Annotated in this window: 10 protein-coding genes; 5 read left to right on the top strand and 5 right to left on the bottom strand. The window is 52.0% G+C overall.

Going from position 1 to position 11738, the window contains the following annotated elements; translation table 11 throughout:
• From cysM to AC6I8V_RS14555, 4 genes are all read left to right on the top strand, one after another.
• Complete coding sequence (gene cysM, locus AC6I8V_RS14570) at positions 1 to 882, top strand: cysteine synthase CysM (RefSeq protein ID WP_497842964.1); 882 nt, start codon at positions 1 to 3, stop codon at positions 880 to 882.
• 175 nt (positions 883 to 1057) lie between these two features.
• Entirely contained in the window at positions 1058 to 1738 is a 681-nt protein-coding gene (locus AC6I8V_RS14565; protein WP_497842963.1) for a response regulator transcription factor, read from the top strand.
• Positions 1735 to 3096 carry an ATP-binding protein gene (locus tag AC6I8V_RS14560; RefSeq protein ID WP_497842962.1) on the top strand — a complete coding sequence of 454 codons (1362 nt, stop codon included), beginning with the start codon at positions 1735 to 1737 and terminating at the stop codon, positions 3094 to 3096. The genes AC6I8V_RS14565 and AC6I8V_RS14560 overlap by 4 nt, the downstream gene beginning before the upstream one ends.
• Before the next feature lie 503 nt (positions 3097 to 3599).
• Positions 3600 to 5303, top strand: coding sequence for a ricin-type beta-trefoil lectin domain protein (locus tag AC6I8V_RS14555; protein WP_497842961.1), 1704 nt, complete (start codon positions 3600 to 3602; stop codon positions 5301 to 5303).
• A gap of 251 nt (positions 5304 to 5554) precedes the next feature.
• On the opposite strand, the gene crr is transcribed toward AC6I8V_RS14555, so the two are convergent.
• From crr to cysZ, 5 genes are all read right to left on the bottom strand, one after another.
• Positions 5555 to 6058 (bottom strand): PTS glucose transporter subunit IIA, encoded by a 504-nt coding sequence (gene crr, locus AC6I8V_RS14550; RefSeq protein WP_013509993.1) that lies wholly within the window; start codon positions 6056 to 6058, stop codon positions 5555 to 5557.
• Between the two features lie 42 nt (positions 6059 to 6100).
• Entirely contained in the window at positions 6101 to 7828 is a 1728-nt protein-coding gene (ptsI, locus tag AC6I8V_RS14545; protein WP_497842960.1) for a phosphoenolpyruvate-protein phosphotransferase PtsI, read from the bottom strand.
• 157 nt (positions 7829 to 7985) lie between these two features.
• Positions 7986 to 8243, bottom strand: coding sequence for a phosphocarrier protein Hpr (gene ptsH, locus AC6I8V_RS14540; RefSeq protein ID WP_007889063.1), 258 nt, complete (start codon positions 8241 to 8243; stop codon positions 7986 to 7988).
• 386 nt (positions 8244 to 8629) lie between these two features.
• Positions 8630 to 9601 (bottom strand): cysteine synthase A, encoded by a 972-nt coding sequence (gene cysK / locus AC6I8V_RS14535; RefSeq protein WP_497842959.1) that lies wholly within the window; start codon positions 9599 to 9601, stop codon positions 8630 to 8632.
• Between the two features lie 140 nt (positions 9602 to 9741).
• Positions 9742 to 10500: a sulfate transporter CysZ gene (gene cysZ, locus AC6I8V_RS14530; RefSeq protein WP_497842958.1), complete on the bottom strand. Its 759-nt coding sequence runs from the start codon at positions 10498 to 10500 to the stop codon at positions 9742 to 9744.
• A gap of 217 nt (positions 10501 to 10717) precedes the next feature.
• Between cysZ and zipA the strand changes: the two genes are divergently transcribed.
• Positions 10718 to 11695, top strand: coding sequence for a cell division protein ZipA (gene zipA, locus AC6I8V_RS14525; RefSeq protein WP_497842957.1), 978 nt, complete (start codon positions 10718 to 10720; stop codon positions 11693 to 11695).
• Positions 11696 to 11738 lie beyond the last annotated feature (43 nt).

The raw sequence follows: 11738 nt of genomic DNA, 5'->3' as shown, positions 1-11738 counted from the left end.
GTGACCACACTGGAAAATACCATCGGCAATACGCCGTTGATTAAGTTGCAGCGCCTGACGCCTGACAACGGCAGCGAGATCTGGTTAAAACTGGAAGGCAACAATCCGGCGGGTTCGGTAAAAGATCGTGCGGCCTGGTCGATGATCCATCAGGCTGAGCTGCGTGGCGACATCAAACCGGGCGATACCCTGATTGAAGCCACCAGCGGCAACACCGGCATCGCGCTGGCGATGATCGCTGCGATGAAAGGCTATCGTCTGCGCCTGCTGATGCCGGAAAATATGAGCCAGGAACGGCAGGATGCGATGCGCGCCTACGGGGCCGAACTGGTGCTGGTGACGCGTGAGCAGGGGATGGAAGGGGCGCGTGATTTAGCTCAGGAGATGGCGACGCGGGGGGAGGGCAGGGTGCTGGATCAGTTCAACAACCCGGATAACCCGCTCGGCCACTATCTCACCACGGGGCCGGAAATCTGGCAGCAGAGCCAGCAACGAATGACCCATTTTGTCTCCAGCATGGGCACCACCGGCACCATCACCGGCGTCGGGCGTTTTCTGCGTGAACACGCGCCAGCGGTGAAAATTATTGGCCTGCAACCGCAGGAAGGCAGCAGCATTCCCGGTATCCGTCGCTGGCCGAGCGCCTATCTGCCCGGCATTTTCCGCCCCGATCTGGTGGATGAGGTGATGGATATGGCGCAGCAGGAAGCGGAAGAGACCATGCGTGCACTGGCACGACGCGAAGGTATTTTCTGTGGTGTCAGTTCTGGCGGCGCGGTAGCCGGAGCATTGCGCGTTGCGGCGGCTCAGCCGGGCAGCGTGGTGGTGGCGATTATTTGCGATCGCGGCGACCGTTATCTCTCCACCGGTGTTTTCCACTAAACTCTCTTCTGGCACGACTTCGTAGCGGCGCGATTCATCGCGCTGTTTTTCTGCGATATAAATTCACGCGATAAATCACGCCGCGACATAGTCACCTTGTAAGGATCGAGTAAAACCGGCTGCGTTCAGGACGAACTCAGGACAAAATAGCGGCAATTTTGTACGAGAGATAAAGATGAAAATTCTGCTTGTTGATGACGATTTAGAGCTTGGCACTATGCTGAGCCAATACCTGATTGCGGAAGGCTTTGATGCACAACTGGTTTTGACCGGAAGCGCCGGAGTTGAAGGCGCGCTATCCGGCAATTATACCGCTATGATCCTCGATATCATGCTGCCTGATATGAGCGGCATTGACGTGCTGCGTCAGGTACGGCAGAACAGCCGTCTGCCGGTCATTATGCTGACCGCCAAAGGCGACAATATCGATCGCGTGATCGGTCTGGAGATGGGCGCGGACGATTATGTGCCGAAACCGTGTTACCCGCGCGAGCTGGTCGCCCGTCTGCGTGCCGTACTGCGTCGTTTTGAAGATCAGACCCCGCTGCCAGACAAAAAAGAAGTGCTGCGCTGGGGCGATCTCTGCCTCAATCCCGCCACCCGCATTACCGAATGGCAGGGCAAAGCCTTTGACCTGACCGCTTCAGAATTCAATTTGCTGGACCTGCTGATGCGCGCGCCGGATCGTGTGGTCTCCAAAGACGAGCTGTCGGAAAAAGGGTTGGGCCGTCCGCGTGAAGCCTACGACCGCAGCGTTGACGTGCATATCAGCAATATTCGCCAGAAGCTGGCGGCGCTGACTGCCGACAGCGTCAATATTGAAACTGTGCGCAGCATCGGTTATCGCATTAGATGAAACATAGCTACCGTGGCCGGATGTTCTGGAAGATCCTGCTGGGCTTCTGGATAGTTTTTGTCATTATCAGCCAGCTGCTGTGGCTCGGCTTTACTCTCTCCGGCAAGCATCATGAACCGCCGGAGATTATGGCGATTCGCCGTATCGTTAACCTGCAAATGGCCTCGGCGGTGTCGGTGCTGGAGCGCGGTGGTCCGGGTTCGCTCGAAGATATGATGGCTGGCTGGGAACCGAACGATCGTCAGTTTTTTTCGGTGATCCAGCACGTTAAACCCGCTTCTGAACAACATGCGCCACCGGAAAGTTTGAATGAACCGTTCCATGGTGAGTTCCCGAATGTGATTGTGCGCTGGGTGAAAGGGGCCGACGGCAAAGAGTATGAGTTGCGCTATGACGTTAAAGGTCTGCGTGAAGACAGCTCGATGGGCGGCGGTGGTCCGCGCCGCATTCTGAATATCCCCGAGCCAATGTTTACCTTCGCCGGTGCGCTGGGGCTGTTGTTCAGCCTGTTGCTGGCGTGGAACCTGACGCGGCCGATGCAGCAGTTGCGTGAGGGTTTTGCCAGGGTGAGCAGCGGCGACCTGAGCGTGCGTCTCTATCCGGTGATGCGTAAACGTCATGATGAGCTTTCCAGCGTGGCGCAGGATTTTGATGCCATGGTGGAGCGCCTGGATACGCTGGTAAAAGCGCGCGAGGAGTTGCTGCATGACATCTCGCACGAGCTGCGTTCACCGCTGGCGCGTTTGCAGCTGGCTACCGGGCTGGCGCGTCAGACGCCGGAAAGCGTTGAATCTTCACTGAGTCGCATCGATGAAGAAGCACGCCGTCTGGACAAGATGATTGGTGAGTTGCTGACCCTGTCACGCGCTGAGCACGAAAGTATGCCGGATGAACAGTATTTCGACCTGACCGGTCTGGTACATGCGGTGGTGACGGATGTGCGTTATGAAGCGCAGATCCCTGGGGTGAAAGTCGATTTCCAGGTGGATGAGAACGCGGATTACACGGTACGCGGCAATGCGGAACTGATTCGCCGCGGTGTGGAGAATGTGTTGCGCAATGCGCTGCGTTTCTCCCACAAGGGGCAGTATATTCAGGTGCGTTTGCAGGCGGAAAACCAGTGGCTGGCCATCCGGGTACGCGATCAGGGGCCGGGCGTGGATGATCAGAAGCTCTCCAGCATCTTCGACCCTTTCGTACGGGTGAATTCACCGGTGATGGGGAAAGGCTACGGCTTAGGGCTTTCGATCGTGCGTAAGGTGGTGCTGGCGCATCATGGTGAAGTCCAGGCGGTAAATCGTCCCGAAGGCGGGCTGGAGCTGACGCTCAGGCTGCCGCGTTGGAAACAGGACGCTTAAGTTAAAGCCGACTGACAAAAATCGGTTCCGCCAGTAGTCATGCCAGTCAGTTTCGCGACTGACTGGTTTTTTCGAGATAGCCTGTAAATAATTCTGCGTAATTCCCCCCTTAAAAATATTTTCTCAGACGTTACGCCCTGATAATATTTCAGGTTTTCGTACTCCTGCTTTACCCTGCGCGACTTTTGTTTCTTCGTTTCAGCCTGCTGAGTTTTATTGTCTGTTTACGTTATTTTATGTCCATAACATAAGGCTGATAATCTCTCGGGTTTAATGATTTTATCGATCCTGGTATGACTTCTTATATCTGATAAATATGTCTTAATTTTTTCCTGGTTATAAATAAATTGCTGGATGATGATAAAGAAAAGTACTTCTGAAAATCAGGCTTCCGGCCTGAGATTTTTATGAAGCATGATTTGTTGAGACCTATCTGAGCACACGTTCCATTATAATTTCGATGGCCATTCGTTAAGTCATTGTTTTTTATAAAGGGACTTTTTATGTTTAAAAAAATTTTAACATCATCATGCCATGCTTTACTGTTTTATTCTGCAACCACATTTTCCGCTGGTCACACACCAGGTTCTACGGCTTATTATCAGTTTAATAATGATCCAGGGGCTTTTGATGCTGTCGATTTTGCGATCAACGTGATTAAAGATCCTGGCAGTACATCAAATATGTTTTGGTCGAATCAGTTTAATTTTGATGGTTCTAATGAATATGGCTACACCGGGATGCAAAGCGATGAAGGAAATTTCAATAGCAGAACCTTTTTGTTTTCGATCTGGAATGCGACAGAAGCCAAAGTAGGAAGTGCAGGTAGCTATTGCCTGGCATTCACAGAAGGCCAGTCAGGTTACAGTTGTCGTATGAAATACATCTGGCGTGAAGGCGGTAATTATAAGTTCCATCTGGCGCACAGTGGCGGAGGCTGGTTCACCGTCAATGTGACGACGACGGAACCCGATGGCACCACCAACGAGTTTGTTCTCGGCAGCATTAAAACCAGTACAACTAAAATCTCATCCTCAGGTATGGCAGGATGGACCGAGTATTTTGAATGGAACAATGACCGCTCGACCTGTACCGGTCAACCCTATAGTTCCGCTTTTTTACCCTTCCCGACAGGTACCTTATCTGGTAACGCCTATCCTTCTTATATTAGCTCAACAGCCGTCAGTGAAGACTGCAAAAACTTTTCAAAAATAGATGCGCAAGCTTCAGGTGCTATTCAGGAGAATGGGATCGGGACTTCATTACGCGGCGCACTGGGATCGGAAGCAGAAAATGGTTGTATCGTCGCCAGCGGTTTTAATGATGGGGCCAGCCTGACGATGCAATATTGCCTTAACCAGCCGGAAGGTGGCTGGGTTTATACGAAAGGGCGCAGTTTAGAAACCCGCAATAATTACTGTATCGCCTCTGCCGAACCCGATCTGGGTGAGATAAAACTGCAAACCTGCAATCACACCAGTCCAAATTTTTACTGGGATATTAGTAAGAGCGGGCAAATTAAAAAATACAAAACCGATATGTGCCTGACAGACACAGGGTTCAATCAGAACATTGCCTTACGCCAGTGTGATGGTTCTCCGCGTCAGAATTGGTCTGTTAGTTTGCTGGGGCTGAATAATTCAGGGTGTATTTACAATATCGACGCTGGTGGACAATATTGCCTCTCTGCCGGTCAAAAATCGTTGGTATTACCCGACTGGATTAAAGGACATAATATCTATGTTCAGGCCGATCCCGGAATTTCGGTGACACTTTCTGACTGGGATCATCTTTCCTATTCGCGCACTGCCACCTTTGTTGGCACCGTTGTGAATGAAAAACTCAAACATGTTAAAGCTGACAATGGGGAGTATCTGGACTTTTCTAAACCTTTCTCGATGCGGGTGGACAATAGCCAGAAACCATTAGGTTGCATCATCAGCACATCCAGTGCGCTACAGTTTTGCTTACCAGCCGGAGAAAGAGTGACTTATGATTTACCTGCATGGATTAAAGGTCAGAATATCTATGTACAGGCCGCACCCGGTACCTCAGTGAGGCTCTCCGACTGGGACAATCTTTCCTATCAACGTACCGCGACCTTTACCGGCTTCGTTAAAAACGCCGATCTTAAACATGTTAAAGCGGATAATGGCGAGTATCTGGACTTCTCCAAACCCTTTTCAATGGGGGTGAATGCCGAGTAATGCGCATGGCGTCCTGATGGGCGCCCTTGTAACGTGTTGATCGGTATGGCGTGAAATGATCGGCTGAGCGAATTCGCAGTCCTGACTGCATCCGTAATCTCTCAGGGATTCGGGTTTTTATGCGACTCAGTCGGCTCCCGGCGCTTTGCCTTGATCCTTTGGATAGAAAGCAAAAACATCATTTACAGGCATAAAAAAAGCCGGAACGCTAAGCGTTCCGGCATGATTTGTTTTGCAATCCAGACTGCGGATTATTTCTTGATGCGAATCACCGGGGTCTCGCCCACGGTTACCGGACCAGAGAGTTTGATCAGGTCTTTGATCTCATCCATGTTAGAGATCACGACCGGCGTCAGCGTGGATTTTGCTTTCTCTTCCAGCAGCGGCAGATCAAACTCGATCACCACATCGCCTTTTTTCACTTTCTGGCCTTCTTCAGCGATGCGTTTGAAGCCTTCACCTTTCAGTTCAACCGTGTCGATACCAAAGTGGACAAACAGCTCGATGCCGTTGTCAGACTCGATTGAAAATGCGTGGTTGGTTTCGAAGATTTTGCCGATGGTGCCATCAACCGGTGCAACCATTTTGTTGCCAGTCGGTTTGATCGCGATACCGTCGCCAACAATTTTCTCTGCGAATACCACATCTGGTACGTCTTCAATATTCACGATTTCGCCTGACAGAGGCGCTACAATTTCAATAGTCCCAGATGCGCTCTCTGTTTTGTCGCCAAAAAGTTTAGAAAACAAACCCATGATCTTCTCCTAAGCAGTAATTTGGGGCCAGCGTCTCGCGTATCAGCAGAGTGTTTTTTCTTTGATGAACTTATTAACCAGGTTCATCAAATCGTCTGCTGTGGGTTGAGCCAGAGCCTGCTCCGCCAATGCCTTCGCATCTTCAAAATTGGTATTACGAATAATTTTCTTGATGCTCGGGATTGAAATGGCACTCATGCTGAATTCGTCCAGCCCCATTCCCAGTAACAGTAGTGTAGCACGTTCATCACCAGCCAGCTCACCACACATGCCGGTCCATTTCCCTTCGGCATGTGATGCGTCGATCACTTGCTTAATGAGGCCCAGAACAGAAGGCGACATTGGGTTATAGAGGTGAGAAATCAAATCATTACCACGATCGACCGCCAGAGTATACTGCGTCAGATCGTTTGTCCCAATACTAAAGAAGTCGACTTCTTTCGCCAGATGGCGTGCGATGACCGCAGAAGCTGGCGTTTCCACCATGATGCCCATTTCAATGGTCTCATCAAAGGCTTTGCCTTCTTCACGCAGCTGCGCTTTCAGCATTTCCAGTTCCGCTTTCAGGAAACGAACTTCCTCTACGGAAATGATCATCGGGAACATGATACGCAGTTTACCGAACGACGAAGCACGCAGAATCGCGCGCAGCTGAGCGTGCAGAATCTCTTTGCGGTCCATGGCGATACGAATCGCACGCCAGCCGAGGAACGGGTTCTCTTCTTTCGGCAGGTTCATGTACGGCAGGTCTTTGTCGCCGCCGATGTCCATAGTACGAACGATAACCGCCTGAGAACCCATCGCTTCAGCCACAGCTTTGTAAGCCTGGAACTGTTCTTCTTCGGTCGGCAGCGAGTCGCGGTCCATAAACAGGAACTCGGTACGATACAGGCCCACGCCTTCAGCACCGTTGCGCTCAGCACCTGCGACGTCGCGCACGGTACCGATGTTGGCGCACACTTCAACCTGATGACCATCCAGCGTGATAGCCGGCAGATCTTTCAGTTTCGCCAGTTCGTGTTTTTCTGACAGATATTGCGTCTGGATGGCTTTCAGCTCCTCCAGTACGTCCGGTGTCGGGTTGATGTAAACGCTGTTGTTTACGCCATCCAGAATCAGGAAATCACCATTTTTGATGGTGGTAGTCACGTTACCGGTGCCGACAATCGCAGGCAGCTCAAGGGAACGCGCCATGATGGAGGTGTGAGACGTACGGCCGCCGAGATCGGTGATAAAGCCCAGCACCTTTTTCAGGTTCAGCTGTGCGGTTTCTGACGGCGTCAGATCTTTTGCCACCAGAATAGATTCGTCAGCGATAGCGCTCAGGTCGACGATGTGCAGACCGAGGATGTTCTGCAACAGGCGCTTACCGATGTCACGCACGTCAGCCGCACGCTCTTTCAGGTATTCGTCGTCCAGTTCTTCCAGCGCTTTTGCCTGGCCGTCAATGACAGAGTGGGCAGCAGCGTCAGCAGTCGCGTGATCTTTTTTGATCAGGTCGATGATTTCCTGCTCCAGCTCTTCGTCTTCGAGCAGCATGATATGACCTTCAAAGATCGCCGCTTTTTCTTCACCGAAGGTTTCACCGGCTTTGACTTTGATGGCTTCGAGCTGGATGGCAGCTTTACTACGCCCATCGAGGAAGCGCTGTACTTCCTGCTCAACCTGATCGTCAGAAATCTTTTTACGGTTGATGACGATCTCATCTTCCTTCAGCAGCAGTGCTTTGCCGAAAGCGATACCCGGTGATGCTAAAATGCCTGAAATCATAACCCTACCTTTTAATCACGATGGCTCGTTGACCCGATGCATTGCCATTGTCGCGGACCAGTACTCTACGGAAGCAATAACGCGGACAGATTGTCCGCGATCAAGATGTTTGCACTCAATGGGGCAAAGGAGTCGGTTTAGTTACAAACTGAGCGGATTACTCCAGCTCAGCCATCAGTTTCACCAGGTGCTCAACCGCTTGCTGCTCATCTTCACCTTCGGCAGACAGCGTAACAACCGTACCCTGAGTCAGACCCAAAGTCTGCAGTTTGAACAGGCTTTTCGCGCTGGCGGATTTGCCATTGGAGGTCACAGTGATTTCAGACTGGAAAGCCTTGGCTTCTTTAACGAACTGAGCTGCAGGACGAGTGTGGAGGCCGTTAGGTGCGGTAATGGTAACTTCTTGCTGGAACATTCTATTTCCCCAACTTTATCAGGTTTGGTGTTATGGATCTAAAGTCTAGCCTGGAGCCGTAACTTTAGCCTGTGTAGGTGCGCTGGTATGGCATCACGCTGACCAAAAATACGCATGAATGAGAGCGTCATTCCAGGTGAAGGATCAAAGCAGGGATGATCGCTCCATCTGCTTAGTATGCCGTGATTCGCCGTTTCGCCAAATCAGTAAATCGATTCAGCTTGATCCACTTCAAAGCCCGATTAATTTCAGGCACCGAAATAATTGGGAGCTTAAATACCAGACCCTCGTCACTGAAAGCAATCTGCCTGGTGATAAAAGTGAGATCTGACCCACAAAAAAGCACCCATTCGGGTGCTTTTTTCGCCGATTTCACACTTTTGGTATCACGGCTGAAGTTCTTTTTCTGTGAACAGGTCGGCAAACAGCGCGGTGCTCAGATAGCGCTCGCCGGAAGAGGGCAGGATCACCACGATGTTCTTATTCGCGAAGGCCTCGTCTTCCTGCAATTTCAGGGCGGCAGCGACCGCAGCGCCAGAAGAGATACCGGCCAGAATGCCTTCTTCTTCCATCAGTTTACGCGCCGTGCTGATGGCTTCGTCGTTGGTGATCGCCACCACACGGTCAATCAGCTTCAGGTCAAGGTTGCCTGGGATAAAGCCTGCGCCGATGCCCTGGATTTTGTGCGGGCCTGGCTTAATTTCTTCGCCAGCCAGCGCCTGGGCGATAACCGGGGAATCTGTCGGCTCTACCGCCACAGAAATCAGATCTTTCTTACCTTTGGTGTTCTTGATGTAACGGCTTACACCGGTCAGCGTACCGCCAGTACCGACACCGGCAATAAACACATCCACTTCGCCATCGGTGTCTTCCCAGATTTCCGGGCCGGTGGTTTTTTCGTGAATTTCCGGGTTGGCCGGGTTGCTGAACTGCTGCAACAACACAAATTTGTCCGGGTTGCTGGCGACAATCTCTTCCGCTTTGGCGATAGCGCCTTTCATGCCTTTCGCACCTTCGGTCAGCACCAGATTGGCGCCCAGCGCTTTCAGCAGCTTACGACGTTCGATTGACATGGTGTCTGGCATGGTCAGCGTCAGTTTGTAGCCACGCGCCGCTGCCACATAGGCGAGGGCGATGCCGGTGTTACCGCTGGTTGGCTCAACCAGTTCTACGCCTTCTTTCAGGATGCCGCGTTTTTCTGCGTCCCAAATCATATTGGCACCGATACGGCATTTGACGCTGAAGCTCGGATTGCGCGATTCGACCTTCGCCAGAATGCGGCCGTTACCGATGCGGTTCAGTCGAACCAGCGGCGTATGACCAATTGTCAGAGAGTTGTCTTCATAGATCTTACTCATAGCCTGTCCTTAACTGTATGAAATATTGGGAACCCTCAGAGCATACCCGTTCTGCCCGTACGCGGAAGGAAAGAAATCGCATATCTATATAGCCCACAACCATAAGCCCCGTGCAAAAATGCATAAGGCTTTTTGATGGGTTAATGACGGGCATGTTGCTGACGATAGCGATCTACCCACATGGCAGTGGCACCGCACACCGCCACCGGCATGATCGCCAGATTCAGAATCGGAATCATGGTAAACAGGCTCACCAGCGCACCGAACTGCAAATTGTCGGTTTTATGCTGGCGTAACGCGTTGCGCATCTGCTGAAAACTGACTCTGTGGTTATCAAACGGATAATCGCAATACTGCACCGACAGCATCCAGGCGCTGAATAAAAACCATAACACCGGAGCCACCGTCTGCCCAAAGCCGGGGATGAAATAAAGGACCAGCAAACCCAGCGCACGCGGCAAATAGTAGCCCAGCTTCTGCATTTCACGTTTCATGATGCGGGGAACATCTTTAAACATGGCGATCCAGCCGCTATCGGGCAGCGGTTTGCCGGTCAGTCTTCCCTCCAGCTGCTCCGCCAGCAGGCCGCAAAAGGGAGCGGCAATCCAGTTGGCGATGGTGGAGAAAAAGTAACTGAACACCAGCACAATCGAGATCACTGACAGCGGCCACAACAGGTAGCTAAGCCATTGCAGCCAGTCGGGGATATGCGCCATCAACTGCGGAATCCACTGTCCAAGCCGTTTAAACAGCCAGATAAAGGCACCGCCCAGCAGCAGGATATTGACCAGCAATGGAATAATGACGTAGCGGCGAATGCCGGGCAAACGTATCAGCTTCCATCCTTCGGTAAAGTAATGAACACCATTTAATGTTGAGACTTCATTCTCAGCGGGCATAACGAGCCTTTCTCCTTTGTATGCGGGCGCCAACATCATAACCTGGCTTTTTATCGGCAACAGGGGCGCTTTGCACGAAAAAACAGCAAAAAAGCGTGGGGCAGCTATCTAATTTGTCAGAAAATACTGCACAGACTTGCACTTGTGTAGCAGGGCAAATACAGTTAGAGGATAAAGTTTGCCGTGGTGGCAAGGTATTGGAACAACAGAGAATACAATGATGCAGGATTTGCGTCTGATATTAATCGTTGTTGGCGCGATCGCCATAATAGCGCTGCTACTTCACGGACTGTGGACCAGCCGTAAAGAGCGCTCTTCCGTGTTTCGCGATCGCCCGCACAAACGTCTGAAACAACGCGAAGAAGCGGATGATGATCTGCTGAGCGACGATGATGAAGGCGTCGGCGAAGTTCGGGTTCGTCGCGATCACGATGCGCACGATGAACCGGACTTTAGCGGGTATGCTGAAAAGCCTGCCAGCGCGCCGCGTGCGCCAGAGCCTGTTCGTCAGCCTGCACCGCGTCATGACGCGACGCCGTCGCGCGATCCGCTGTTTGATGCGGAGCCGGAAGTGCGCCAGCAACCGCAGCAGCCGGTCCCCCCGGCTGCCAGACCTGTGCCGCAGCCGCAACCGATTCAGGCCGATCCATTGCTGGATCAGGACCCGTTAGGTGCGACGCAGCCAGCGCCGGAGTTCGAAGCAGCAGAACAGCCTGAACTGCCGGAAGAAGCGCCGATTGCGCATCATGAAGAAAAACCGTCGCAGCAGCCTGCTGGCAGTAAAAAAGAAGCGGTGCTGGTGTTACACGTTGCTGCCCATGCTGGCGGCGCGCTGAACGGCGAAGCGCTGTTGCAGGGGATTCTGCAGGCGGGCTTCCAGTTCGGTGAAATGAATATTTTCCATCGTCATCTTAGTCCGGCAGGCAGCGGCCCGGTGCTGTTCAGCCTGGCGAACATGGTTAAACCCGGTTCGTTTAACCCTGACGAAATGGGTGATTTCACCACGCCGGGCGTTTCCATCTTTATGATGGTGCCGTCGTACGGTGATGCGAATCAGAACTTCAAGTTGATGCTGCAATCCGCGCAGCGTATCGCGGATGATGTCGGTGGTGTGGTGCTGGATGATGAGCGTCGCATGATGACGCCGCAGAAGCTGGAAACCTATAAATCACGCATTCGTGAGGTTATCGGCTGATAATCTGCATAAGCATCAAACATCTCTATCCTTAACCCCCGCC

This window comes from Pantoea sp. X-Soil-TKNS-1207, from assembly GCF_059730485.1.
This window is presented reverse-complemented; position numbering and strand designations above follow the sequence as displayed.

Bases quoted from the DNA above. Each gene is read 5' to 3' on its own strand.
- AC6I8V_RS14555 (WP_497842961.1), top strand. From the start codon at position 3,600: ATGTTTAAAAAAATTTTAACATCATCATGCCATGCTTTACTGTTTTAT.
- cysK (WP_497842959.1), bottom strand. From the start codon at position 9,601: ATGAGTAAGATCTATGAAGACAACTCTCTGACAATTGGTCATACGCCG.
- crr (WP_013509993.1), bottom strand. From the start codon at position 6,058: ATGGGTTTGTTTTCTAAACTTTTTGGCGACAAAACAGAGAGCGCATCT.
- cysZ (WP_497842958.1), bottom strand. From the start codon at position 10,500: ATGCCCGCTGAGAATGAAGTCTCAACATTAAATGGTGTTCATTACTTT.
- AC6I8V_RS14560 (WP_497842962.1), top strand. From the start codon at position 1,735: ATGAAACATAGCTACCGTGGCCGGATGTTCTGGAAGATCCTGCTGGGC.
- ptsI (WP_497842960.1), bottom strand. From the start codon at position 7,828: ATGATTTCAGGCATTTTAGCATCACCGGGTATCGCTTTCGGCAAAGCA.
- zipA (WP_497842957.1), top strand. From the start codon at position 10,718: ATGATGCAGGATTTGCGTCTGATATTAATCGTTGTTGGCGCGATCGCC.
- ptsH (WP_007889063.1), bottom strand. From the start codon at position 8,243: ATGTTCCAGCAAGAAGTTACCATTACCGCACCTAACGGCCTCCACACT.
- AC6I8V_RS14565 (WP_497842963.1), top strand. From the start codon at position 1,058: ATGAAAATTCTGCTTGTTGATGACGATTTAGAGCTTGGCACTATGCTG.